Source organism: Bacillus halotolerans, assembly GCF_004006435.1.
Lineage (GTDB): Bacteria > Bacillota > Bacilli > Bacillales > Bacillaceae > Bacillus > Bacillus halotolerans.
Window position 1 is genome coordinate 3,716,517 of the sequence record NZ_CP029364.1, and the last position, 24,498, is coordinate 3,741,014.

Here is a 24,498-nt window from a genome sequence, read left to right on the forward strand (position 1 = left end):
AACAAGGAGGTGGCCGTTATGACAAGTGAAAAAAATACAGATCAAAACGAACAAACAAAAGAGGATCAGGGACCGCCTGTGCCAATGGGCGGCAGGGTAGCGGCGACGGGTTTTTGCGGAGGCGTATTATGGAGTTTCGTCGGTTATATCGCCTACTTATTTCATTTTTCCGAAATCAGCCCCAATATGATATTGCAGCCGTTTGTACTCGGAGAGTGGAAAAAACATGGTTTAGGAACGATTATCAGCATCATTGTGATTGGCATCATTTCGATTGGCGGGGCGTTTCTTTATTATCTTCTCTTGAAACGCTTGAAAACGATGTGGCCTGGTATGTTATACGGCTTGCTGCTTTGGCTGCTCGTGTTTTTTGTGTTTAATCCGATTTTCCAGGATGTGCGCGCCGTAACTGAATTGAAATCAGATACGATTATTACAACAATTTGCATCTATCTGCTTTACGGGCTGTTTGTCGGATATTCAATTTCATTTGAATATAATGAGCTAAACTCGGAAAAGCTGGCACGTGCGCTGGGAACACAGAGAGAATAGTGTATTATCCTTTTTTGTTATGATAAAATGTTCACGAGAAGTGAACATTTTTTACATGAGAAACCCTCGCGAAAAGGAGAGAGCCATGTGCCTCATTTTTTGATTTTGAACGGCCCGAATGTCAATCGGCTGGGGAAGCGTGAGCCGGATGTATTTGGGCGTCACACACTGACAGATATTGAAACAGATCTTTTTCAATTTGCTGAAGCCTTACATATTCAGCTTACTTTTTTCCAGTCTAATCATGAAGGCGATTTGATAGACGCCATACACGAGGCTGAGGAACAATATGACGGAATTGTTTTGAATCCGGGCGCGCTGAGCCATTACAGCTATGCAATCAGGGATGCTGTTTCAAGCATCAGCCCTCCTGTGGTTGAGGTGCATTTATCAAATTTATACGCCAGAGAAGAATTCAGGCATCAGTCAGTGATCGCTCCTGTTGCGAAAGGGCAGATTGTCGGCCTCGGATCTGAAGGCTACAAGCTTGCTGTTCGCTATTTATTAAGCCGGCAAGGGGGAGAATAAAGATGAAACTTGAGAAATTAAGAAACTTGTTCGAACAGCTGGGGATAGACGGAATGCTGATTACAAGCAGCATCAATTTGCGCTATATGACCGGTTTTACAGGGTCAGCGGGCTTAGCTGTCATATCCGGAGACAGGGCTGCGTTTATTACAGATTTCCGTTATACGGAGCAGGCGAAGGTTCAGGTAAAGGGCTTTGAAATCATTGAGCACGGCGGCAGCCTGATTCAAACCACTGCCGACACAATTGAAAAGTTCGGCATCAAACGCCTCGGTTTTGAACAAAACAGGATGACCTACGGCACATACGCGTCCTACAACGCGGTTGTCAGTGAGGCTGAATTAGTGCCTGTGGCTGAATCCGTGGAAAAGTTGCGCTTGATTAAGTCTAATGAAGAGATTAAGATATTAGAGGAAGCTGCGAAGATTGCAGATGATGCTTTCAGCCATATCTTGACGTTTATGAAACCCGGCATTTCTGAAATAGCTGTTGCCAATGAATTGGAGTTTTATATGAGAAGCCAAGGAGCGGACAGCTCTTCTTTTGATATGATTGTCGCCTCGGGCCTTCGGTCAAGCCTTCCCCATGGAGTGGCAAGTGACAAACTGATTGAGAGCGGGGATCTTGTTACGCTGGATTTTGGCGCTTACTATAAAGGATATTGTTCTGACATTACCCGAACGGTCGCTGTAGGCCAGCCTAGTGATCAATTGAAAGAAATTTATCAGGTCGTATTTGATGCTCAGGCACTCGGCGTCGAACATATTAAGCCGGGCATGACAGGCAAAGAGGCTGACGCCCTGACTAGGGATCATATCGCTGCAAAAGGCTACGGCGAGTACTTCGGCCATTCAACCGGGCATGGGCTCGGCATGGAAGTTCATGAGTCGCCGGGGCTGTCCGTCAGATCTTCAGCTATCCTTGAACCGGGCATGGTGGTTACAGTGGAGCCGGGCATTTACATACCAGAAACAGGCGGTGTCCGAATTGAAGATGACATCGTGATTACAGAAAACGGCAACCGGACAATTACCCATTCCCCAAAAGAACTCATTATTTTGTGATTGGAATATAGGAGGACATTAAACATGATTTCAGTAAACGATTTCCGTACAGGATTAACAATCGAAGTGGATGGCGGCATTTGGCGCGTCGTTGACTTCCAGCACGTAAAACCGGGTAAAGGTGCGGCATTTGTCCGTTCTAAACTTCGCAACCTGCGTACTGGCGCGATTCAGGAAAAAACATTCCGTGCTGGTGAAAAAGTGGCAAAAGCGCAAATCGAAACAAAAACAATGCAATACTTATATGCAAACGGAGACCAGCACGTATTCATGGATACAAGTTCTTATGAACAGCTTGAACTGAGTGAAACTCAAATTGAAGAGGAATTAAAATATCTGCTTGAAAATATGTCTGTACACATCATGATGTACCAAGATGAAACACTCGGTATCGAACTTCCGAACACGGTTGAGCTGAAAGTGGTAGAGACTGAACCTGGTATTAAAGGTGATACGGCATCAGGCGGTACAAAACCTGCGAAAACCGAAACTGGTCTTGTTGTAAACGTGCCGTTCTTTGTCAATGAAGGCGACACTCTTGTAGTCAACACATCAGATGGTTCTTACGTTTCAAGAGCGTAAGGAGAAAAAAGAGGCCTGTTCCCAATTGGGAGCAGGCTTTTTTTGTGCGCAAAAACAGAATCTTTCTTTTATACGAAAATGGCAAGACTACTTCCGACAGCTAGAGCATATCATATAAAAAAATGGGAGGTTGGGAGAGTGCTATGAAATTTTTTCTTGGAAATATCAATTCTACTGTTTTGACAATGGCCGGATTGCGAGTTTTATCCTCCATGATTGAGCTGACGGCCGCGATTGTGATGCTTGTGACAAATGATGTCCGCAAAGCGGTTGTGGTCAACAGCATTCTTGCTATTGTCGGTCCGCTGATTTTTATCATCACCATGACTGTGGGAATCTACCAAATTGCCGGGCAGCTGTCATATGCAAAACTGATCTTGATTTTTACGGGTGTCGTGTTGATTTTAGCGGGTGTCCACAAATAAAGAGAGGCTTGTCATAAAGTCTGCCTCACATCATACATTTTAAAGAAGCCGATCGGTAGAAAGGAGGAGACTCTGTTGAATGAAATTGCTGACGTTCTCCCTGAATCCATGAAAAACGCCCTTTCTGAAATACCGGAACATCAATGGCTGGAAATCGAAGAAATCAGAATTCGGGTTAACCGCCCTGTTGAACTGATACGAAAAGGACAACCTCTTTTTTTGTCCTATGCGGGCACGGCCGAGGATGCCCACCTGATCCTCAGCCGGCTGAGCAATTATAGTATGTATACGCTCGAAGAAGAGCTGAAGAAAGGGTATGTCACCATCAGGGGCGGCCACAGAGTCGGACTTGCAGGCAGAGTCATTACAGAAAACGGAGGGGTGAAGGGCCTCCGCGACATTGCGTCTTTTAATATACGAATTGCCCGGCAAAAGCTTGGAATTGCAGAACCGCTGCTGCCTTATCTGCATCAAAACGGCTGGCTGAATACATTGATTATCGGTCCGCCGCAAACCGGTAAAACAACGCTGCTTCGTGATATTGCCAGACTTGCGAGCAGCGGCAAGAACCGCATTCCGCCCGTAAAGACAGGCATTGTCGATGAACGGTCGGAAATTGCCGGGTGCCTGCGCGGCATTCCGCAGCATCAATTCGGACAGAGAATTGACGTGTTAGATGCCTGTCCGAAGGCTGAGGGGCTGATGATGATGATCCGGTCAATGAGTCCCGAGGTGATAATTGTTGATGAAATCGGAAGAACGGAGGATACAGAAGCACTTCTCGAGGCGCTGCATGCCGGTGTTTCGGTCATCGTATCCGCGCATGGCTGGAGTATTTCTGATCTGATGAAGCGGCCTTCATTAAAGCGTCTGTGGGAAGAAAAAGCCTTTGACCGCTATTTGGAATTATCCAGAACGAAGGGGCCGGGCACGGTAAGCCGTATTTATGACAAAGACGGAAACGTGCTTTCTGGAACGAGGGACGTGAAAACATGCTGAAGCTGTTAGGCGCTGTATTCATTGTAGCTGCGACAACATGGACAGGTTTCGAGACGGCGAAAATTTATACAGAACGGCCAAGGCAAATCCGTCAGCTGCGTGCGGCGCTCCAATCTCTCGAGGCGGAAATTATGTACGGCCATACACCGCTTCACACCGCTTCGCAGCAGATCGCAAAACAGCTTGCACAGCCTGTTTCGGCTCTGTTTCTCAGTTTTAGCGAACAGCTGGAGAAAGGCAGTGATTCCGCTAAAACGGCATGGGAGCAAAGCTTAAAAAAAGTGTGGGACAACATGTCACTGAAAAAAGCCGAATATGATGTGCTGAAGCAGTTCGGCGAGACGCTTGGGATTCACGATCGAATCTCACAGCAAAAACATATCAAGCTGGCACTTACACACTTAGAGGCATCAGAAGCGGATGCTGAGCAGGCACAAGCGAAAAATGAAAAGATGATAAAAAGTTTAGGCTTTTTAGCGGGCTTGTTACTCATTCTTCTATTGATGTAAACGTGAGGGGAGCAAAAATAAAATGGGAGTAGACGTTAATGTCATTTTTCAAATCGCCGGAGTGGGAATCGTGGTCGCTTTTTTACACACGATTTTGGATCAGATGGGAAAAAAAGAATACGCCCAGTGGGTGACGCTGTTAGGTTTTATCTATATTTTATTTATGGTCGCCACCATTGTGGATGACCTCTTTAAAAAGATAAAAGCTGTGTTTTTATTTCAAGGATAGGGGGGCTTACAGATTGACATTGTTCAAATTGTAGGTTTAGGGCTGATCGCCACCTTCCTTTCTTTGATCGTAAAAGAACAAAAGCCGACATTTGCCTTTTTAATTGTCGTATTTGCCGGATGTGTTATTTTTCTCTATTTGGTAGATCAAATCTACGACATTATCAGAATGATTGAAAAAATAGCCGTTAACGCCAATGTCAACATGGTATATGTTGAAACGATTTTAAAGATTATCGGAATCGCCTATATTGCTGAATTCGGGGCGCAGCTCACCAAGGATGCCGGTCAAGGGGCCATCGCCTCGAAAATAGAATTGGCGGGGAAAATTCTGATTCTCGTTATGGCTGTTCCTATTTTAACCGTGATTATTGAAACGATTCTCGGACTTATACCTTCCATGTCATAACCGAAAGGAGGCGGCAGATTGAAGCGTTTTCGATGGGCGTTGGTTCTTGCGGTGCTGCTCGTATTCGGCTGCACAGAAATTGTACAAGCAGCAGACGATTCGGTCCAAACAGAAGAACATACCGAAACACCGGAGCAATTGGCTGAAAAAACGGCAGAGTCGCTTGAAACAGACAAGATCGGTGAATTTTGGAATGACATAATGACGGAGTACGGCGGGCTTCTGCCGGAAAGTCAAAAAGGAAGTTTGCTTGAGTTTATAAACGGCGATAAATCTTTTTCACCGCAAGAATGGCTGAAGGCTCTCTTTTCTTATTTGTTTCATGAAGTGCTTGCCAATGGAAAGCTTCTCGGCACGTTGATTTTGCTAACGATTTTTTGCGTCATTCTTCAGCTTCTGCAAAATGCATTTCAGCAAAGCACAGTCAGCAAGGTTGCCTACGCAATTGTTTATATGGTGCTGATTATCCTTGCACTGAACAGCTTTCATGTAGCGATCAATTATGCGACAGAGGCGATTCAGACGATGACCAGTTTTATTTTGGCTCTCATTCCTCTCCTGCTGGCGCTTTTGGCTTCCTCTGGAGGAGCTGTATCTGCGGCCTTCTTTCATCCTGTTATTCTTTTTCTAATGAATACGAGCGGTCTGCTGATTCAAAATATCGTCATGCCGCTGATTTTCTTATCAGCAATTCTGAGCATCGTCAGTACAATGACTGAACAATACAAAGTAACGCAGCTATCCAATCTTCTCAGAAATATTGCCATCGGAGCGCTGGCAGTCTTTCTCACTGTGTTTCTCGGCGTCATTTCTGTGCAGGGTGCCTCGGCGGCAGTGACAGACGGCATTACGCTCAGGACGGCTAAGTTTATTACCGGTAACTTCATCCCTGTTCTTGGAAGAATGTTTACTGACGCAACGGATACGGTGATCAGCGCTTCCTTATTGCTGAAAAATACGGTAGGAATCCTAGGTGTCGCCATTTTGATTTGTATTGCGGCTTTCCCGGCAATCAAAGTGCTTTCTCTCGCTTTTATTTACAAGCTGGCAGCCGCGATTCTCCAGCCGCTCGGCGGCGGTCCGGTCATTACCTGTCTCGATGTCATCAGCAAAAGCGTCATTTATATTTTTGCGGCTCTCGCTATTGTGTCTCTCATGTTTTTTTTAAGCCTTACCGTCATTATTACTGCCGGAAACCTCACGATGATGATGAAATAAAGGAGGCTGACGGATGAGTTTTTTAACTGAATGGCTTACCAGCATCGTCTTATTTATCCTATTTGCAATCGTGATTGATATGCTGCTGCCGAGCTCCAGCATGCAAAAGTACGCAAAAATGGTAGTCAGCCTGCTGCTGATCGTCGTCATGCTTACTCCAATCTTTAAGCTTTTCAAAACAGACCCCGAAGTCATCTTTGAATACCTCACAAAAAACGGGCAATCGGAATCTGCCGAAATAAAAAATCAGATCAATTCAAAAAAAATAGAAATACAAGCTTCCCAGCGCGCATATATTTTAGAAGAAATGGCTGTCCAACTAAAAAAGAAAGCGGAGGAGATGTTCAGTCATGACGAATATAAAGTAGACCAAATCAAGATCACGGCAGGAGAAAAAGTAGATTCAGAAGAGGATATCAAAACAATCAGCGTGTATATGGCCCCGTCTTCTGAAAAAACGGTCCAAACGGTCGCGCCGATCGACATTAATACGGATCATGCATACGTCACGAAAGAAAAAGCGGAACAAAAAGAAGCTAAACAGATTGAGACAAAGCTTGCGGACATTTGGGAAATCGGCAGTGAGAAAATTACGGTTCATATGGAAGGCGGGGAGAGGATCGGCAATGAATAAAAACGGATTATGGAACGTATTGAAAAAGCAGTTTCTTCCGGGGCAATCGAAGGACGGCGAAAAACCGAAGCTGACCAAATATCATTACTTTCTGTTCGTTTTTGTTCTCGGCGTCTCCTTTATGCTTGTCAGCCAGCTCTTTTCTTCACCGGAGAAAACGGAAAACGCCCAGACCATAACAGCACCGGCTTCAGCTGATTCGGCGGACAGCAAAGAGAAAACAGCTGAAGTGTTTAAAGCCTCTAAATCTGATGATCCTAAAAACTCTATTGGCGATTATGAAAAAGAATATGAAAACCAGCTGAAGGAAATTCTTGAAACCATTATCGGCGTGGAGGATGTCTCGGTTGTGGTCAATGTAGACGCAACGTCACTGAAGGTTTATGAAAAAAACAAATCAAGCAAAAATACAACAACTGAGGAAACAGACAAAGAAGGCGGAACTAGAAGTGTGACGGATCAAACATCAGAGGAAGAAATCGTCATGATCAGGAATGGGGATAAAGAAACCCCTGTTGTCGTTCAAACGAAAAAACCTGATATACGCGGTGTACTCGTTGTTGCTCAAGGAGTGGACAACGTTCAAATAAAACAAACCATTATTGAAGCGGTGACACGGGTCCTGGATGTTCCAAGCCACCGGGTTGCGGTTGCCCCTAAAAAAATAAAGGAGGATTCATAAATGCTCAAAAAACAAACCGTTTGGCTGTTAACAATGCTCAGTCTTGTTGTGGTGTTAAGTGTTTATTATATCATGTCGCCGGAAAGTAAAAACGCGGTGCAGATGCAAAGTGAAAAAAGCCCGTCAGACAGCGGTGAGGTAGCAACTGAAAAAACACCTGCCAAGGAAGACACAAAGGAAAAAAACGGTGCTGAAACAGAGAAAGAAGACGGAACAAAGGGTACGAAAGATTCTTCATCAGACAAAGAAACTTCCGCTGAAGCGAGTGAAAAAGGAACAGTTGTGACCGAAACCGCCGATGATGATCTCTTCACAACGTACCGCCTTGATTTAGAGGATGCCAGAAGCAAGGAAAGGGAAGAACTGAATGCGATCGTATCCAGCGACGATGCAACAGCAAAGGAAAAGAGCGAAGCATATGATAAAATGACAGCCCTCAGTGAAGCGGAAGGAACAGAAAAACAGCTTGAAACACTGATTAAAACACAAGGCTATGAAGATGCCCTCGTAAATGCGGAAGGAGACAAAATCAACATCACAGTCAAGTCTGACAAACACTCCAAATCTAAAGCTACAGCCATCATAGACCTTGTTGCCAAAGAAATTAAAACGATGAAAGACGTTGCTGTCACATTTGAGCCTTCCAAATAGTTAATGAACAACCGCCCGCTGAAACGCGGGCTTTTTGCATGCCAATCATATTAGAGTTGAATTCAAAAGTCCGCTCCTGTAAGATAAACATAGTATGTACTTTTAGTAGTAACCTATAAAAAAGAAATTTCAATACATAGGAGTGCGATGGAATGTTAAACATTAAAGAAATCCATGAGCTGATTAAAACAATTGACGAATCTTCAATTGATGAATTCGTATATGAAAATGAAGGTGTTTCCCTAAAACTGAAAAAACACGAAGCGGGTACTGTGCAAGTGATGCAGCAAGCACCGGCAGCACCTGTACAAGCAGCGGCTCCGCAAACGGCACAGCCTCAAGCGCAGCAAGCAGCGCCGGCACCTGCACAAGAGGCGCCGAAACAAGATGAAAACCTGCATCAAATCAAATCGCCGATGGTGGGAACATTTTATGCTTCTTCATCACCGGAAGCCGGTCCTTATGTAACTGCAGGCTCTAAAGTAAATGAAAACACAGTTGTCTGCATTGTGGAAGCAATGAAGCTATTCAACGAAATCGAAGCGGAAGTAAAAGGCGAAATCGTTGAAGTATTAGTTGAAAACGGCCAGCTGGTTGAGTATGGACAACCTCTATTTCTTGTAAAAGCAGAGTAAGGAGACTTAACATGATAAAAAAGCTATTGATCGCCAACAGAGGAGAAATTGCTGTCAGAATCATCAGAGCCTGCAAAGAGCTCGGCATTGAGACTGTCGCTGTTTATTCAGAAGCTGATAAAGATGCCCTGCATGTGCAAATGGCTGATGAGGCTTTTTGTATCGGACCGAAAGCATCAAAAGACAGCTATTTAAACGTTACAAATATCGTAAGTGTCGCCAAGCTTACCGGCACAGATGCTATCCATCCAGGATACGGATTTTTAGCTGAAAACGCCGACTTCGCGGAATTATGTGAAGAAGTGAATGTCACGTTTGTCGGACCTAGCGCTGAGGCCATTTCAAAAATGGGAACAAAAGACGTTGCGCGGGAGACGATGAAACAGGCGGGCGTGCCGATCGTTCCAGGTTCACAAGGAATTATAGAAAATGTGGAAGAAGCGGTTTCGCTGGCTAATGAAATTGGGTATCCTGTAATTATAAAAGCCACCGCAGGCGGAGGCGGAAAAGGAATCAGGGTTGCGCGCACCGAAGAGGAATTGATTAACGGCATTAAGATTACTCAGCAGGAAGCTGCAACTGCATTTGGAAATCCTGGAGTTTACATCGAAAAATACATAGAGGATTTTCGTCATGTTGAGATCCAAGTGCTTGCCGATAATTATGGAAATACCATTCATTTGGGCGAACGCGACTGCTCGATTCAAAGACGCCTTCAAAAGCTTTTGGAAGAATCACCATCTCCTGCGCTTGATTCAGAAATCAGAGAGCAGATGGGTGAAGCAGCGGTTAAGGCTGCAAAAGCAGTTGGCTACACAGGCGCGGGCACAGTTGAATTTATTTATGACTACAGAGAACAGCGCTACTACTTCATGGAAATGAACACAAGAATTCAAGTAGAGCACCCGGTCACAGAAATGGTGACAGGAACAGACCTGATTAAGGAACAAATCAGAGTCGCATCAGGAATGGAACTCAGCCTCAAGCAAGAAGATGTTGTATTTGAAGGCTGGGCCATCGAATGCCGAATTAATGCGGAAAACCCAAGCAAAAACTTCATGCCGTCACCTGGTGAAATTAAAATGTATCTGCCGCCGGGCGGTTTAGGTGTCCGTGTAGATTCAGCCGCGTATCCGGGCTATACCATCCCTCCGTACTACGACAGCATGATTGCGAAAGTAATCACATACGGAAAAACGAGAGATGAAGCGGTTGCCCGCATGAAGCGCGCATTAAGCGAATTCGTCATCGAAGGCATAGAAACAACAATCCCGTTCCACATCAAACTGCTTGAACACGAAACATTTGTCAGCGGAGAGTTTAATACGAAGTTTTTAGAAACATATGATGTAATGGGCTCATAATTTTTACGGAGGTGAATTGAATGAAAGACAACAGCTTGCTTAAAATGGATCATGAAGACACGCATTTAGGTAAGGTTGAGATCGCGCCGGAAGTCATTGAGGTGATTGCGGGTATCGCAGCTTCTGAAGTTGACGGCGTTGCTGAAATGCGCGGGAACTTTGCGACAGGGGTCGTCGAGCGCTTCGGCAAAGTAAACCACGGCAAAGGCGTAAAAGTCGACTTGGCGGATGACGGAATTACGATCGATGTCTACTGTGTTGTCGCATTCGGCGTTTCCATTCCGAAAGTCGCAGCGGCCGTTCAGGAAAACATTCGTCAAACCTTATTAAATATGACGTCTCTTTCAATTAACGAGATCAATATTCACATCGTCGGCATTCAATTTGACACAAAAGCCCAGGAAGTCGAAATCGACGAAGAAATGTAAATGGCTTAACAGAAAACCAAGGGGAGGGCGGCCCTTTGGTTTTTTTACACGTTACCCTTTATTTCAAAGCATGAAGAAAGCCGGCTCGAGGCAGCCGAGTTTCTTCATGATCGTGAAATCCGAATGATCATATGAAGGTGTGTAAAAATATTCGGTAATAGGGTCGAAAAACCTTGATTTCAATATGCGGATACGAAAAAAATATGTTATGATCTCTTTATGGCTTAACGACAAGCGGATAAAGAGGATCAAAGGAGAAAGAAAATGAAAAGAAGAACAGCAAGAGAAAAAGCTTTGCAGGCACTATTTCAAATTGATGTCAGCGATATTGCAGTGAATGAAGCCATTGAACACGCATTAGATGAAGAAAAGACAGATCCTTTCTTTGAAAAGCTTGTATACGGTGTACTTGAACACCAGGTTCAGCTGGATGAAATGATTTCGAAACATCTGGTGAATTGGAAGCTTGACCGGATTGCCAATGTTGACCGTGCTATTTTGCGTCTGGCAGCATACGAAATGGCATATGCCGAAGACATTCCGGTAAATGTCTCCATGAACGAAGCGATTGAGCTGGCGAAACGGTTTGGAGATGACAAAGCGACAAAATTTGTAAACGGGGTTCTTTCTAACATTAAATCTGATATTGAACAATCATAGGAGGAAAGAAAATGACTGCAACAATCATCGACGGAAAAGAAACGGCAAAAGAAAAACGCGAACAATTGGCAAAAGAAGTAGAAGAGCTTAAAAAGCAAGGCGTCACTCCCGGCCTGGCGGTTATTTTGATTGGAGATGACCCAGCTTCTCATTCTTACGTGCGGGGAAAGAAAAAAGCAGCAGAAACAATGGGCATGAATTTTAAGCTTGATCAATTCGACAGCAGCCTCACAGAAGCTGAACTGCTTTCGATTATTGACAAATACAATGAAGACCCTGAGTTTCACGGAATTCTCGTTCAGCTTCCGCTTCCAGACCATATTTCTGAAAAAGCGGTGATTGAACGTATTTCTCCTGATAAGGATGTAGACGGTTTTCATCCGTTAAATGTAGGGAAAATGCTGCTTGGCGAAGATACATTTCTTCCTTGCACGCCGCACGGAATTGTTGAGCTTTTGAAGAAAACCAATATTGACCTTTCCGGTAAAGAGGTTGTTGTAGTCGGCCGAAGCAATATTGTCGGTAAACCTGTCGGCCAGCTTTTATTAAATGAAAACGCGACAGTGACATACTGTCATTCAAGAACAAAAGATATATCTGAACATACGAAAAAAGCGGACATCCTGGTGGTGGCGGTCGGTAAAGCCAACTTCATCACTGCTGACCAGATGAAGGAAGGCGCCATCGTTATTGACGTCGGCGTTAACCGTTTGGAAAGCGGAAAGCTTTGCGGAGACGTTGAGTTTGAAGGTGCGAAGGAAAAAGCATCCTTTATTACACCTGTTCCGGGCGGAGTCGGTCCTATGACCATCACGATGCTTGCGCATAATACTGTTAAATCTGCGAAACGTACGTTATCATAGATCTTTGGAGATATTCAGAGACAGGCTAAAACCCTGCCTCTGGATAATGAGCACGATACCCGCTTCTTCAGGCTCCTTAAGCCAGAGCGGGTTTTCTTTAGTTATGGTGCAGGAATGCTTACGAGAGGAGTTTGAGACATGGGTGAAACAGCGTATGTTACTGTCTCAGCGCTGACAAAGTATATAAAACGAAAATTCGATGTAGATCCTCACCTTGAAAATATTTGGATTAAAGGCGAATTATCGAATGTAAAGATACACACGAGAGGCCATATTTACTTCACGTTAAAAGACGAAAACGCCCGGATGCAGTCGGTCATGTTCGCCAGACAGAGCGAGCGTCTTCCTTTTAAACCTGAAAACGGTATGAAAGTGCTGGTGAGAGGCGGAATTTCCGTATACGAACCGAGCGGAAACTATCAATTATATGCAAAAGAAATGCAGCCTGACGGGGTCGGAGCGCTTTATTTAGCGTATGAAGAATTAAAAAAGAAGCTAGCCGGAGAAGGTTTATTTGACGAACGCTACAAAAAACAAATCCCCGCATTTCCAGCCACAATCGGGGTTGTGACATCACCCACAGGTGCTGCTGTCAGAGATGTCATTACAACTCTAAAAAGAAGATATCCCCTTGTAAAAGTCATTGTTCTTCCAGCGCTCGTTCAGGGTGAAAATGCGAGCAGATCAATCGTTAGGCGCATTGAAGAGGCGAATGAAAAACAGGCGTGCGACGTATTAATTGTCGGAAGAGGCGGCGGATCGATTGAGGAACTGTGGGCGTTTAACGAAGAAATCGTAGCGCGTGCGATCTTTGCTTCCAACATACCGATCATTTCGGCAGTCGGGCATGAGACGGATTTTACCATCAGTGATTTTGTTGCGGATATCAGAGCGGCGACACCTACAGGAGCAGCTGAGATTGCAGTGCCCCATACCACTGATTTAATTGAACGGACGAAAACGGCGGAAGTCAGAATGACAAGAGCGATGCAGCAGCATCTCATCCAAAAAAAAGAACGGGTTCAAACACTTCAATCCTCATATGCATTTCGCTTTCCTAAGCGGCTGTTTGAGCAAAAAGAGCAGCAGTTTGACCTTGCATACCAGCAGTTTCAAGCTCAGCTTACCGCGCTGTTGGACCGGAAAAGCAGACAGCTTGAGCGCGAAACATACAGATTAGAGGCGCTGCATCCCCATGAACAGCTGAAACAGGCGAGAAAACGGTATGAGGATCAGACGAATCAGCTGAAAAAAAATATGAATATCCAAATCAAGCAGCTGCATTCTCAGTTTCAAACCGTTCTTGGCAAGCTGAACGCGCTAAGTCCCCTTCAAATTATGGAAAGAGGATACAGCTTGGCTTATAAAGAAGATGAACTCATAAAAAGCGTCAGTCAGATAGAAGAGAAAGACCAGCTTGAGGTAAAGCTGAAGGATGGCGTGCTGACCTGTGAAGTATTAAATAAGAGAGGGGAAGAAAAATGACAGACATGAAAAAAAATGAAAGCATGACGTTTGAAGAAGCGATGAAAGGCTTAGAAAGCATTGTATCAAAGCTTGAAGAAGGCGATGTGCCTCTGGAGCAAGCAATTAACTACTTTCAAGAAGGAATGGCTCTTTCAAAAATGTGCCATGAAAAGCTTCAAAAAGTAGAAAAGCAAATGGACTTCATTTTAAAAGAAGACGGCGAACTGGCACCTTTTAGTGTTCAGGAGGAAGACGAAGGTGACAAATAAATTAGCTAGCTTTCTGGCGGAGCGTAAAAAAGCGGTTGAAAAACAGCTCTTTGTATATACAGAAAACCTTAATATCCCGGATTCATTAAAAAAATCTATGCTGTATTCCCTTGAGGCCGGAGGGAAACGGCTGCGGCCTCTCATCGTGCTGACGGTTTTGAATGCGTACGGAAAAAGTGAAAAAGACGGTATCCCAGTCGGGTGCGCTGTTGAAATGATTCACACGTATTCATTAATTCATGATGATCTGCCTTGCATGGATGATGATGATCTGCGCCGCGGAAAGCCGACAAACCATAAAGTATTTGGTGAAGCCACGGCTGTTTTAGCGGGAGACGGGCTGCTTACGGAAAGCTTTAAGCTGATTACATCACATGTGTCAGACGAAGTATCCGCAGAAAAGCGGCTTCGTCTTGTGAATGAACTGATTTCAGCAGCGGGAACCGAGGGCATGGTCGGGGGGCAGATCGCCGATATGGAAGCAGAAAACCGTCAGGTCACGCTTGAAGAACTTGAATCCATTCATGAACGGAAAACAGCCAAACTGCTCGGTTTTGGCGTCATCGCCGGCGCTATTTTGGCGGATGCGCCTGAGGAAGAAATTGAAACATTGCGCGTCTTCAGCAGCCACATTGGAATCGGTTTTCAAATCAGAGACGACATTTTAGATGTAGAAGGCAGTGAAGAGAAAATCGGCAAACGTGTCGGCTCGGATACAACGAACGACAAATCGACTTATCCGTCACTTCTGTCACTGGAAGGGGCCAAAAAGAAATTGGACGGTCACATAAAAGAAGCAAAGCGCTTGATCGACGGGCTCTCTCTTCAAAAAGACCTTTTGTATGAGCTTTGTGATTTAATTGCGGCAAGAGACCACTAAAACGATCCTTATTTGAAGCGGCTGCACGACATATGGTAAAATGTAAGCAGTTTCGATGAAAATCAAAAGGAAGAGCGCGTTTGTCTTTTTTTATGCCTGAGAAATGATCTGAGTTCAGCTCGGCATTTAAGACATATATCAATGCAGAAATTCATGCTGAAAGTGAGTTGATCCGCTTTGGATCTTTTATCAATACAGGACCCGTCGTTTTTAAAAAACATGTCCATTGATGAATTAGAGAAATTAAGTGATGAAATCCGTCAGTTTCTGATTACGACTTTATCGGCTTCTGGCGGTCACATTGGCCCTAATTTGGGTGTCGTTGAGCTTACCGTTGCATTGCATAAGGAATTTAACAGCCCGAAAGACAAGTTTTTGTGGGATGTAGGCCATCAGTCTTATGTCCATAAGCTGCTGACGGGACGGGGAAAAGAATTTGAGACCCTTCGTCAGTATAAAGGGCTTTGCGGATTCCCGAAGCGGAGCGAAAGCGAACATGACGTATGGGAAACCGGTCACAGTTCAACTTCCTTGTCAGGTGCGATGGGGATGGCGGCCGCTCGCGATATTAAAGGAACGGATGAGTTTATCATTCCGATTATCGGTGATGGTGCGCTGACCGGCGGAATGGCGCTTGAAGCGCTGAACCATATCGGTGACGAGAAAAAAGACATGATTGTTATCCTCAACGATAATGAAATGAGTATCGCTCCGAATGTCGGTGCTATTCATTCCATGCTCGGACGGCTGCGAACAGCCGGGAAATACCAATGGGTGAAAGATGAACTTGAATACCTGTTTAAGAAGATTCCGGCTGTTGGGGGCAAGCTTGCCGCCACGGCAGAACGTGTCAAAGACAGCCTGAAGTATATGCTTGTCTCAGGCATGTTTTTCGAGGAACTCGGATTTACTTATTTAGGCCCTGTGGACGGACACTCTTATCATGAGCTGATTGAGAATCTTCAATACGCTAAAAAAACAAAAGGCCCTGTCCTGCTGCATGTGATCACCAAAAAAGGAAAAGGGTACAAACCTGCTGAAACCGATACGACCGGTACGTGGCACGGAACCGGCCCATATAAAATTAATACAGGTGACTTTGTAAAACCAAAAGCCGCAGCGCCTGCATGGAGCAGCCTTGTCAGCGGCACAGTACAGCGAATGGCACGTGAGGACGGGCGAATCGTGGCGATAACACCGGCAATGCCTGTCGGTTCGAAGCTTGAAGGCTTTGCGCAGGAATTTCCTGACCGAATGTTCGATGTCGGAATTGCAGAGCAGCATGCCGCTACAATGGCCGCCGCTATGGCATTACAAGGGATGAAGCCGTTTCTGGCTATCTATTCAACGTTCCTGCAGCGTGCATATGACCAGGTTGTTCATGACATCTGCCGTCAAAACGCCAATGTGTTTATCGGAATTGACCGTGCCGGATTAGTCGGTGCAGATGGCGAGACGCATCAAGGCGTATTTGATATCGCGTTTATGCGCCACATTCCAAATATGGTCTTAATGATGCCAAAGGATGAAAATGAAGGGCAGCATATGGTTCATACAGCGCTCAGCTATGACGACGGTCCGATCGCCATGCGTTTTCCGCGCGGAAACGGCCTCGGCGTCAAAATGGATGAACAGCTTAAAACGATCCCAATCGGCACGTGGGAGGTGCTGCGTCCGGGTAGCGACGCGGTCATCTTAACATTTGGAACAACAATTGAAATGGCGCTTGAAGCTGCTGAAGAGCTGCAAAAAGAAGGCCTTTCCGTACGCGTCGTCAACGCGCGATTCATTAAGCCGATTGATGAAAAGATGATGAAGGATATACTAAATGAAGGCTTGCCGATTCTAACGATTGAAGAAGCGGTCTTAGAAGGCGGATTCGGAAGCGCGGTTTTAGAATTCGCTCATGATCAGGGAATGTATCATACGCCGATCGACAGAATGGGCATACCGGATCGATTTATAGAACATGGTAGCGTAACGGCGCTTCTTGAAGAAATAGGATTAACGAAACAGCAGGTGGCAGACCGAATTCGATTGCTGGCACCGCCGAAGACACATAAAGGAATTGGATCATGACGGCTAAGAAAGAACGATTAGATGTATTACTAGTGGAAAGAGGGCTTGCGGAAACGCGGGAAAAAGCGAAACGGGCCATTATGGCAGGGATCGTGTATTCGAATGAAAACCGCTTGGACAAGCCTGGAGAAAAAATTGACCGCGAGCTTCCGTTGACCATCAAAGGAAACCCGCTGAAATATGTGAGCAGAGGCGGCTTAAAGCTTGAAAAAGCGCTGAAAGAATTTCCTGTCTCTGTTCAGGACAAAATTATGATTGATATCGGTTCCTCCACCGGCGGCTTTACAGACTGTGCTCTGCAAAACGGCGCAAAACAGTCGTACGCGGTGGATGTAGGCTATAATCAGCTTGCGTGGAAGCTAAGACAGGACGAACGCGTCGTCGTGATGGAACGCACGAATTTCCGTTATGCGACTCCGGCAGACTTCACAAAAGGCATGCCGGAGTTTGCTACGATTGATGTATCCTTTATTTCACTTCGGCTGATCCTGCCCGTTTTAAAAACATTGCTTGTACCGGGCAGCGATTGTATTGCGCTTGTCAAGCCTCAGTTTGAAGCAGGCCGGGAATCTGTCGGCAAAAAAGGCATTGTCAGAGATTCGAAGGTGCATGCGGATGTCCTGCGGCGTATGGTCAGTTTTTCGGCTGGCGAGGGCTATATCTGCAAAGGCCTGTCATTTTCTCCAATTACGGGAGGAGACGGAAATATTGAATTTCTCCTTCATTTGCACTGGCTGGGAGAAGGTCAAGAAGGTGCAGGTTTGCCTGAGGAGGAAATCAGCCGTATAGTGGAAGAAGCACATAAGACGTTAAAAGAAAAAAAAGCAGATGTACCGGAATAATAGGGCGCTATTATTCCTTTTTTCTGCATTCATGTACTTTTTGCGGAGAATCATATACCATATAAGAACAGATAAGCTGGAAATAGAGGTGCTTACATGAACAAAGGCCAGAGGCATATCAAAATCAGAGAAATCATTACAAGCAATGAAATCGAAACCCAAGATGAATTGGTCGACATGCTGAAGCAGGATGGATACAAGGTGACACAAGCCACGGTTTCACGTGATATTAAAGAGCTTCACCTTGTGAAGGTGCCGACAAATAACGGCTCATATAAATACAGCCTACCGGCGGACCAGCGTTTCAATCCGCTGTCTAAGCTGAAACGGTCACTGATGGATGCTTTTGTGAAAATAGACTCAGCAAGCCATATGATTGTGCTGAAAACCATGCCGGGCAATGCCCAGGCAATCGGAGCGCTTATGGACAATCTGGACTGGGACGAAATTATGGGGACCATTTGCGGAGATGACACCATTTTAATAATTTGCCGGACTCCTGAAGATACCGACGGCGTAAAAAGCCGGCTCCTAGAGCTGCTGTAAAGGAAATCTAACAAAGATAAGAGGTGTAATGCTGTTTGTTAGCTGAATTATCGATTAAAAACTTTGCCATTATTGAGGAACTGACGGTTTCTTTTGAACGCGGGCTTACGGTTTTAACAGGAGAAACCGGAGCCGGCAAATCCATCATCATAGATGCCATTTCACTTTTGGTCGGTGGCCGCGGTTCATCTGAATTTGTCAGATATGGAGAAACAAAAGCCGAGCTTGAAGGGCTGTTTCTGTTAGATAGCGGCCATCCCGTTTTTGACGTTTGTGCTGAACAGGGGATTGACGTTTCAGATGAAATGATCGTCATGAGAAGGGATATCAGCACGAACGGAAAAAGCGTATGCCGGGTTAATGGCAAACTTGTAACGATTGCGTCGCTTAGAGAAATCGGCAGGCTTTTATTAGATATTCACGGGCAGCACGATAACCAGCTGTTAATGGAGGACGAAAACCATCTTCAGCTTTTGGACAAGTTTGCGGGAGCCGAAGTGGAAAGCGCACTTCAAGCGTATCAGGAAGGCTATCAGCGATATATGAAGCTGCTTAAAAAGTTGAAGCAGCTTTCTGAAAGTGAGCAGGAAATGGCACACCGGCTTGATCTGATTCAATTTCAACTGGAAGAAATCGAATCAGCAAAGCTCGAACTGAACGAAGATGAGCAGCTGCAAGAAGAGCGCCAGCAAATTTCAAATTTCGAGAAAATATTTGAATCACTGCAAAATGCTTATAACGCGCTGCGCAGCGAGCAGGGCGGTCTGGACTGGGTCGGAATGGCGTCGTCTCAGCTTGAAGATTTATCCGATATTAACGAACCGCTGCAAAAACTTTCTGAGAGTGTTTCGAACTCCTACTACCTTTTAGAGGACGCTACATTTCAGATGAGAAATATGCTGGATGAGCTTGAATATGACCCGGAGCGCTTGAATTTTATTGAGACGCGTCTTAATGAGATCAAGCAGCTGAAGCGGAAATACGGGGCAACCGTTGAGGATATTTTAGAATATGCTTCTAAAATTGAAGAAGAGATTGATCAAATTGAAAACAGAGACAGCCATCTGCAAAGCCTGAAGCAGGAGCTGGATTCGGTTGGTAAAGATGTTGCAGTGGAAGCGGCAAACGTTTCCCGAATCCGAAAAACGTGGGCGAAAAAGCTGGCTGAGGAAATCCATCGTGAACTGAAAAGCTTATATATGGAAAAGTCGACTTTCGATACGGAGTTTAAGGTCAGAACGGCGACCCGCGGTGAGGAAGCGCCGGTCGTAAACGGACAGCCTGTTCAGCTCACTGAACAAGGGATTGATCTGGTGAAGTTTTTAATTTCCACCAATACGGGCGAGCCGCTGAAATCTCTTTCTAAAGTCGCTTCCGGCGGAGAGCTGTCGAGGGTCATGCTTGCCATTAAAAGCATTTTTTCCTCACAGCAGGACGTTACCTCGATTATATTTGACGAGGTAGATACAGGCGTAAGCGGCAGGGTCGCTCAGGCTATTGCTGAAAAGATTCACAAAGTATCGATGGGATCACAAGTGCTATGCATTACGCACCTGCCTCAGGTAGCAGCCATGGCCGATACCCATCTTTACATTGCGAAAGAATTAAAAGACGGAAGAACGACGACGCGTGTAAAGCCGCTGACTAAACAAGAGAAGGTGACGGAAATCGGACGCATGATAGCAGGAGTCGAAGTCACAGACTTGACGAAACGCCATGCGAAAGAGCTGTTAAAACAAGCGGATCAAGTCAAAACAACTGGGTAAGCTGCGCGATATGCGCAGCTTATTTTTTTGTATACACATCCATTCGTTCATCAGTATATCCAATGTTTTTCTTTATAAGACAGTTATAAATAAGGGCTGAGAAGGCAAAAGTAATGATGTAGCAGCAATTCATAAAGAAGGTGTGGGGTAGGAGCGAGGAGAGTGAAGTAGTGAATGCCGGATAACATCAGAAAAGCAATAGGTTTAATTCTCCTTGTTTCGTTATTAAGTGTAGGTTTATGCAAACCATTAAAAGAGTATTTACTGATTCCAACGCAAATGAGAGTATTTGAAACCCAAACACAAGCCATTGAAACGAGTTTATCGGTAAACGCCCAGGAAAAATCATCAGAAGCGTTTACAGTTGAGAAAGACCCGCATGAAATCAAAGTCACAGGCAAAAAATCAGGCCAGTCAGAATTAGTATATGATCTTGCCGGATTTCCAATCAAAAAAACAAAAGTGCAAGTTCTTCCGGATTTAAAAGTCATACCGGGCGGGCAATCCATCGGTGTCAAACTTCATTCCGTGGGAGTCCTTGTCGTCGGATTTCATCAAATTAACACAAGCGAAGGGAAAAAATCCCCTGGTGAATCGGCAGGTATTACAGCAGGCGACATTATTATTGAGATGAATGGACAGAAAATTGAAAAAATGAATGATGTTGCCCCGTTTATTCAAAAGGCGGGAAACACCGGAGAGTCACTTGATTTGCTGATCAAACGTGATAAACAGAAGATCAAAACAAAGCTGATTCCTCAAAAGGATGAAGCTGAAGGCAAATACCGAATCGGTTTATATATCAGGGATTCTGCCGCGGGCATCGGCACGATGACTTTTTATGAGCCGAAAACAAAAAAATACGGAGCGCTTGGCCACGTGATCTCCGATATGGATACGAAAAAACCAATCGTCGTGGAAGATGGAGAAATTGTCAAATCGACTGTGACATCAATTGAAAAAGGGACAGGCGGAAATCCTGGAGAAAAACTGGCGCGATTTTCCTCTGAACGCAAAACGATCGGGGACATTAACAGAAACAGCCCATTTGGAATCTTCGGCACGTTACATCAGCCGATTAAAAACAAAATATCAGATAAGGCGCTGCCGGTTGCCTTTTCAAATGAAGTGAAAAAAGGGCCTGCGGAAATCTTAACGGTCATTGATGATGATAAAGTAGAAAAATTTGATATCGAAATCGTCAGCACGACACCGCAAAAATTTCCGGCTACAAAAGGAATGGTCTTAAAAATTACCGATCCGAGACTGCTGAAGGAAACAGGCGGCATTGTACAAGGCATGAGCGGGAGCCCAATCATTCAAAATGGAAAGGTCGTCGGCGCTGTCACCCATGTGTTTGTCAACGACCCGACAAGCGGTTACGGTGTGCATATTGAATGGATGCTGTCTGAAGCAGGAATCGATATTTACGGAAAAGAAAAAGCAAGCTGACTGCCGGATCTCCGGCAGTTTTTTTGCTTTTCTCCCTCTTCACTTCTCATCATACATACGTTAAAATGAACAAAAGAAGATTTTTCGACAAATTCACGTTTCCTTATTTGTCAAATTTCATTTTTAGTCGAAAAATAGAGAAAAACATAGAATAACGAAGATATGCCACTATTATTGTTAGTTATGATTTTTTTTAGAGGGTATATAGCGGTTTTGTCGAATGTAAACATGTAGCAAGGTGGAATCCTGTTAACTACATTTGGGGAGGAAGAAACGTGGAGAAAATTAAAGTTTGTGTTGCTGACGATAATCGAGAGCTGGTAAGCCTGTTGAGTGAATATATAGAAGGACAGGAAGACATGGAAGTCATCGGAGTTGCTTATAACGGACAGGAATGCCTGTCGCTATTTAAAGAAAAAGATCCTGATGTGCTCGTCTTGGATATTATTATGCCTCATTTGGACGGACTTGCTGTTTTAGAGCGACTGAGAGAATCCGATCTGAAAAAACAGCCAAACGTCATCATGCTGACAGCCTTCGGGCAGGAAGATGTCACGAAAAAGGCCGTCGATTTAGGAGCGTCCTACTTTATTCTCAAACCGTTTGATATGGAAAACCTTGTCGGCCATATTCGCCAGGTCAGCGGAAATGCCAGCAGTGTGACGCATCGCGCGCCGTCATCACAAAGCAGCATTATACGCAGCAGCCAGCCTGAACCAAAAAGGAAAAATCTCGACGCGAGCATCACAAGCATTATCCATGAAATCGGCGTCCCTGCACATATTAAAGGCTATCTCTATCTGCGTGAAGCGATCTCAATGGTGTACAACGACATCGAACTGCTCGGCAGTATTACAAAAGTCCTCTATCCGGACATCGCCAAAAAATTCAACACAACCGCTAGCCGTGTAGAAAGAGCGATCCGCCACGCGATTGAAGTGGCATGGAGCAGAGGGAATATTGATTCCATTTCCTCATTGTTCGGCTATACAGTCAGCATGACGAAGGCAAAACCTACAAATTCAGAGTTCATTGCGATGGTTGCGGATAAGCTGAGATTAGAGCATAAGGCTTCTTAAGCATGATCAGCAAAAGCACTTAAATCAAACGTCTTTTATTTATTGGTTTCCGCTGATAAATAGGAGGCGTTTTGTTTTTGGATAAATCTGTTATAATGAATGCGGTAGATGGGTGAATATTTGTTTATACGCTTGGAGTGATCGAAAATGTGTGAAAAGTACGGGCTGCTGATGGCTATATTTATCCTTTCGCTTTGTGTCAATTCAAACATCATCGTGGAGTCACACAAAATAGGTATGCTGATTGACTTCATTTCATTTGCTGCAATGGTCGTATGTATATTCGTTGGTTGGACCATGAGAAACAGAAAGTCAAAAACGGATTGAAACCTTTTCCACTGTATGTTCGTAGTAAAAAGAGCAATTGAGGTATAAAGGAGACATATCATGAAAAAGAGAAAACATGACGGACTGCTGTTCGATTTTCTAACCGAAGGAATTGGTCAGCTTCTCATTTTGCCATTTAAATATGTGCACAAACTATTCGATTGACGAAAAGGACCCTTTCCTAAGGGTCTTTTTTTATCAAAAAGACTGCCGAAACATTCCGGCAGTCACATCAAATTAATCTTTATAAGGAACCCATCCAGGTGTGTTCACAATCGCTTGCCATAGCGGCTCAGGCAAGTGATATTTTTCTTTGTCTGTCCCTTTTATTACTGTTTCAATTTGTTTTTCGCGTCCTTCTTTTACTTTTACAGCCCAATCAGGATCAACTAAAATTTCACGCCCCATCGCCACCAGCGGAATACCGTTTTCAATCACAGCAAGCGCGTCATCAGCAGAATGGATGGAACCAACAGCAATCAGAGGCACCTTGTGTCCGACACGTTCATTCAATAAGTCCATGCGCGTACGTGTCGGGTCTGCCCCGCGGCGCGCTTTGGAGTTGACGTCCATCAATGAAATATGGAGGTAATCCAGTTCTTTTTCTACTAAGGCATCAACAAGCGTGAAGGTTTCTGTCATTGTCAGTCCCGGTGTATCTGGCTCTTCCGGAGACAGGCGGTAGCCGACTAAAAATGCACCCTTCGCGTGATCGGCAATTGCTTGTTTCACCTCATCCACAATAGCAAGCGGGAAGGCTAATCGTTTCTCATCGCTTCCTCCCCAGCGGTCTGTGCGCTGATTTGTTTTTGGGGAATAAAACTGCTGAATTAAGTAGCCGTTTGCACCGTGAATTTCGACACCGTCAAAGCCGGCTTCAATGGCGCGTCTTGTCGCTTCTCCAAAAGCTTTCACAATGTTTTCAACCTCTGCTTCTGTCAAGGCGCGGGCCATTTGTTTGCCGTTATCAGACACATCGCTTGGCGCGACAACATCCTGATTCGGAACGAGCTCAGCAGGGCATTCAATTCCGCCGTGATGAATTTGCACAATCGCTTTTGACCCTTGTGCTTGAATGGCTTGCGCTAATCTTTTTAGCCCGGCAATATGTGAGTCGTCATGGATGGCTGGCTGTCCGGGAAATGCTTTTCCATCAGGTGTGACGTTTGCGCATGCTGTAATCACCATTCCCATTTCTTTTGAACGGGGGATGATATAGTCCAGCTCCGCTTCAGAAATCGTACCGTCCTCATTGGAAGAATAATGGGTCATTGGGGCAACCGCGATCCGGTTGTCAATCGTAACGCCGCTTCGGAATGTAAATGATTCAAAGAGCGGTTTGTACTTTGGATTCATAAGA

The 24,498-nt window shown here is 44.8% G+C and carries 28 protein-coding genes; 27 read left to right on the plus strand and 1 reads right to left on the minus strand.

Annotated elements, in window-relative coordinates; genetic code table 11:
- Positions 1-18 precede the first annotated feature (18 nt).
- The 27 genes from DIC78_RS19185 (at position 19) to spo0A (ending at position 22,811) form a co-directional block, all read left to right on the plus strand.
- Positions 19-552, plus strand: a complete 534-nt coding sequence (locus DIC78_RS19185; protein WP_069487192.1) for a YqhR family membrane protein — start codon at positions 19-21, stop codon at positions 550-552.
- Positions 553-639: 87 nt separating this feature from the next.
- Positions 640-1,080, plus strand: coding sequence for a type II 3-dehydroquinate dehydratase (gene aroQ, locus DIC78_RS19190; RefSeq protein WP_024122024.1), 441 nt, complete (start codon positions 640-642; stop codon positions 1,078-1,080).
- 2 nt (positions 1,081-1,082) lie between these two features.
- Positions 1,083-2,144 (plus strand): aminopeptidase PapA, encoded by a 1,062-nt coding sequence (papA, locus tag DIC78_RS19195; protein WP_106020086.1) that lies wholly within the window; start codon positions 1,083-1,085, stop codon positions 2,142-2,144.
- A 24-nt stretch (positions 2,145-2,168) separates the two neighbouring features.
- On the plus strand, positions 2,169-2,726 hold the full coding sequence (gene efp / locus DIC78_RS19200) for an elongation factor P (RefSeq protein ID WP_024122022.1): 558 nt from the start codon (positions 2,169-2,171) through the stop codon (positions 2,724-2,726).
- Positions 2,727-2,869: 143 nt separating this feature from the next.
- Entirely contained in the window at positions 2,870-3,151 is a 282-nt protein-coding gene (locus DIC78_RS19205; protein WP_010334901.1) for a YqhV family protein, read from the plus strand.
- 75 nt (positions 3,152-3,226) lie between these two features.
- Positions 3,227-4,150, plus strand: a complete 924-nt coding sequence (gene spoIIIAA, locus DIC78_RS19210; RefSeq protein ID WP_024122021.1) for a stage III sporulation protein AA — start codon at positions 3,227-3,229, stop codon at positions 4,148-4,150.
- Positions 4,144-4,659, plus strand: coding sequence for a stage III sporulation protein SpoIIIAB (gene spoIIIAB / locus DIC78_RS19215; protein ID WP_024122020.1), 516 nt, complete (start codon positions 4,144-4,146; stop codon positions 4,657-4,659). Before spoIIIAA ends, spoIIIAB begins: the two co-directional genes overlap by 7 nt.
- Before the next feature lie 22 nt (positions 4,660-4,681).
- Positions 4,682-4,888 (plus strand): stage III sporulation protein AC, encoded by a 207-nt coding sequence (gene spoIIIAC / locus DIC78_RS19220; RefSeq protein WP_003153142.1) that lies wholly within the window; start codon positions 4,682-4,684, stop codon positions 4,886-4,888.
- A 12-nt stretch (positions 4,889-4,900) separates the two neighbouring features.
- Positions 4,901-5,296, plus strand: a complete 396-nt coding sequence (spoIIIAD, locus tag DIC78_RS19225) for a stage III sporulation protein AD (protein ID WP_081638335.1) — start codon at positions 4,901-4,903, stop codon at positions 5,294-5,296.
- A gap of 18 nt (positions 5,297-5,314) precedes the next feature.
- Positions 5,315-6,514 (plus strand): stage III sporulation protein AE, encoded by a 1,200-nt coding sequence (gene spoIIIAE / locus DIC78_RS19230; RefSeq protein WP_069487194.1) that lies wholly within the window; start codon positions 5,315-5,317, stop codon positions 6,512-6,514.
- 13 nt (positions 6,515-6,527) lie between these two features.
- Positions 6,528-7,148 (plus strand): stage III sporulation protein AF, encoded by a 621-nt coding sequence (gene spoIIIAF / locus DIC78_RS19235; protein ID WP_044154638.1) that lies wholly within the window; start codon positions 6,528-6,530, stop codon positions 7,146-7,148.
- Complete coding sequence (gene spoIIIAG / locus DIC78_RS19240; RefSeq protein WP_010334895.1) at positions 7,141-7,830, plus strand: stage III sporulation protein AG; 690 nt, start codon at positions 7,141-7,143, stop codon at positions 7,828-7,830. The genes spoIIIAF and spoIIIAG overlap by 8 nt, the downstream gene beginning before the upstream one ends.
- A complete protein-coding gene (gene spoIIIAH / locus DIC78_RS19245; protein WP_024122016.1) occupies positions 7,831-8,481 on the plus strand; it encodes a stage III sporulation ratchet engulfment protein SpoIIIAH in 651 nt (216 codons plus the stop codon).
- A 152-nt stretch (positions 8,482-8,633) separates the two neighbouring features.
- Positions 8,634-9,116, plus strand: coding sequence for an acetyl-CoA carboxylase biotin carboxyl carrier protein (gene accB / locus DIC78_RS19250; RefSeq protein ID WP_024122015.1), 483 nt, complete (start codon positions 8,634-8,636; stop codon positions 9,114-9,116).
- Positions 9,117-9,127: 11 nt separating this feature from the next.
- Entirely contained in the window at positions 9,128-10,480 is a 1,353-nt protein-coding gene (gene accC / locus DIC78_RS19255; protein WP_010334892.1) for an acetyl-CoA carboxylase biotin carboxylase subunit, read from the plus strand.
- Positions 10,481-10,500: 20 nt separating this feature from the next.
- On the plus strand, positions 10,501-10,908 hold the full coding sequence (yqhY, locus tag DIC78_RS19260) for a fatty acid biosynthesis protein YqhY (protein WP_010334891.1): 408 nt from the start codon (positions 10,501-10,503) through the stop codon (positions 10,906-10,908).
- Between the two features lie 264 nt (positions 10,909-11,172).
- Entirely contained in the window at positions 11,173-11,568 is a 396-nt protein-coding gene (nusB, locus tag DIC78_RS19265) for a transcription antitermination factor NusB (protein ID WP_024122013.1), read from the plus strand.
- A gap of 11 nt (positions 11,569-11,579) precedes the next feature.
- A complete protein-coding gene (gene folD / locus DIC78_RS19270; RefSeq protein WP_024122012.1) occupies positions 11,580-12,431 on the plus strand; it encodes a bifunctional methylenetetrahydrofolate dehydrogenase/methenyltetrahydrofolate cyclohydrolase FolD in 852 nt (283 codons plus the stop codon).
- Positions 12,432-12,569: 138 nt separating this feature from the next.
- Entirely contained in the window at positions 12,570-13,916 is a 1,347-nt protein-coding gene (xseA, locus tag DIC78_RS19275) for an exodeoxyribonuclease VII large subunit (RefSeq protein ID WP_127696777.1), read from the plus strand.
- On the plus strand, positions 13,913-14,167 hold the full coding sequence (locus tag DIC78_RS19280; protein ID WP_024122010.1) for an exodeoxyribonuclease VII small subunit: 255 nt from the start codon (positions 13,913-13,915) through the stop codon (positions 14,165-14,167). Before xseA ends, DIC78_RS19280 begins: the two co-directional genes overlap by 4 nt.
- A complete protein-coding gene (locus tag DIC78_RS19285) occupies positions 14,157-15,047 on the plus strand; it encodes a polyprenyl synthetase family protein (protein ID WP_127696778.1) in 891 nt (296 codons plus the stop codon). Before DIC78_RS19280 ends, DIC78_RS19285 begins: the two co-directional genes overlap by 11 nt.
- A 177-nt stretch (positions 15,048-15,224) precedes the next feature.
- Entirely contained in the window at positions 15,225-17,126 is a 1,902-nt protein-coding gene (gene dxs / locus DIC78_RS19290) for a 1-deoxy-D-xylulose-5-phosphate synthase (RefSeq protein WP_024122007.1), read from the plus strand.
- Positions 17,123-17,968: a TlyA family RNA methyltransferase gene (locus tag DIC78_RS19295; RefSeq protein WP_127696779.1), complete on the plus strand. Its 846-nt coding sequence runs from the start codon at positions 17,123-17,125 to the stop codon at positions 17,966-17,968. Before dxs ends, DIC78_RS19295 begins: the two co-directional genes overlap by 4 nt.
- Before the next feature lie 96 nt (positions 17,969-18,064).
- Positions 18,065-18,514, plus strand: coding sequence for an arginine repressor ArgR (argR, locus tag DIC78_RS19300; protein ID WP_010334883.1), 450 nt, complete (start codon positions 18,065-18,067; stop codon positions 18,512-18,514).
- Positions 18,515-18,549: 35 nt separating this feature from the next.
- Complete coding sequence (gene recN, locus DIC78_RS19305) at positions 18,550-20,280, plus strand: DNA repair protein RecN (protein ID WP_069487198.1); 1,731 nt, start codon at positions 18,550-18,552, stop codon at positions 20,278-20,280.
- A gap of 174 nt (positions 20,281-20,454) precedes the next feature.
- Entirely contained in the window at positions 20,455-21,732 is a 1,278-nt protein-coding gene (gene spoIVB, locus DIC78_RS19310; protein ID WP_024122004.1) for a SpoIVB peptidase, read from the plus strand.
- 275 nt (positions 21,733-22,007) lie between these two features.
- Positions 22,008-22,811 carry a sporulation transcription factor Spo0A gene (gene spo0A / locus DIC78_RS19315; protein WP_010334880.1) on the plus strand — a complete coding sequence of 268 codons (804 nt, stop codon included), beginning with the start codon at positions 22,008-22,010 and terminating at the stop codon, positions 22,809-22,811.
- A 564-nt stretch (positions 22,812-23,375) separates the two neighbouring features.
- Here the strand turns inward: spo0A and DIC78_RS19325 are convergent.
- Positions 23,376-24,494 (minus strand): NADH-dependent flavin oxidoreductase, encoded by a 1,119-nt coding sequence (locus DIC78_RS19325; protein ID WP_127696780.1) that lies wholly within the window; start codon positions 24,492-24,494, stop codon positions 23,376-23,378.
- Between the last annotated feature and the right edge of the window lie 4 nt (positions 24,495-24,498).

Coding starts and splice junctions, on each gene's coding strand:
- DIC78_RS19185 (WP_069487192.1), top strand. CDS start 19: ATGACAAGTGAAAAAAATACAGATCAAAACGAACAAACAAAAGAGGAT.
- papA (WP_106020086.1), top strand. CDS start 1,083: ATGAAACTTGAGAAATTAAGAAACTTGTTCGAACAGCTGGGGATAGAC.
- efp (WP_024122022.1), top strand. CDS start 2,169: ATGATTTCAGTAAACGATTTCCGTACAGGATTAACAATCGAAGTGGAT.
- DIC78_RS19205 (WP_010334901.1), top strand. CDS start 2,870: ATGAAATTTTTTCTTGGAAATATCAATTCTACTGTTTTGACAATGGCC.
- spoIIIAB (WP_024122020.1), top strand. CDS start 4,144: ATGCTGAAGCTGTTAGGCGCTGTATTCATTGTAGCTGCGACAACATGG.
- spoIIIAC (WP_003153142.1), top strand. CDS start 4,682: ATGGGAGTAGACGTTAATGTCATTTTTCAAATCGCCGGAGTGGGAATC.
- spoIIIAF (WP_044154638.1), top strand. CDS start 6,528: ATGAGTTTTTTAACTGAATGGCTTACCAGCATCGTCTTATTTATCCTA.
- spoIIIAG (WP_010334895.1), top strand. CDS start 7,141: ATGAATAAAAACGGATTATGGAACGTATTGAAAAAGCAGTTTCTTCCG.
- spoIIIAH (WP_024122016.1), top strand. CDS start 7,831: ATGCTCAAAAAACAAACCGTTTGGCTGTTAACAATGCTCAGTCTTGTT.
- accB (WP_024122015.1), top strand. CDS start 8,634: ATGTTAAACATTAAAGAAATCCATGAGCTGATTAAAACAATTGACGAA.
- accC (WP_010334892.1), top strand. CDS start 9,128: ATGATAAAAAAGCTATTGATCGCCAACAGAGGAGAAATTGCTGTCAGA.
- yqhY (WP_010334891.1), top strand. CDS start 10,501: ATGAAAGACAACAGCTTGCTTAAAATGGATCATGAAGACACGCATTTA.
- nusB (WP_024122013.1), top strand. CDS start 11,173: ATGAAAAGAAGAACAGCAAGAGAAAAAGCTTTGCAGGCACTATTTCAA.
- folD (WP_024122012.1), top strand. CDS start 11,580: ATGACTGCAACAATCATCGACGGAAAAGAAACGGCAAAAGAAAAACGC.
- xseA (WP_127696777.1), top strand. CDS start 12,570: ATGGGTGAAACAGCGTATGTTACTGTCTCAGCGCTGACAAAGTATATA.
- DIC78_RS19280 (WP_024122010.1), top strand. CDS start 13,913: ATGACAGACATGAAAAAAAATGAAAGCATGACGTTTGAAGAAGCGATG.
- DIC78_RS19295 (WP_127696779.1), top strand. CDS start 17,123: ATGACGGCTAAGAAAGAACGATTAGATGTATTACTAGTGGAAAGAGGG.
- argR (WP_010334883.1), top strand. CDS start 18,065: ATGAACAAAGGCCAGAGGCATATCAAAATCAGAGAAATCATTACAAGC.
- spoIVB (WP_024122004.1), top strand. CDS start 20,455: ATGCCGGATAACATCAGAAAAGCAATAGGTTTAATTCTCCTTGTTTCG.
- DIC78_RS19325 (WP_127696780.1), bottom strand. CDS start 24,494: ATGAATCCAAAGTACAAACCGCTCTTTGAATCATTTACATTCCGAAGC.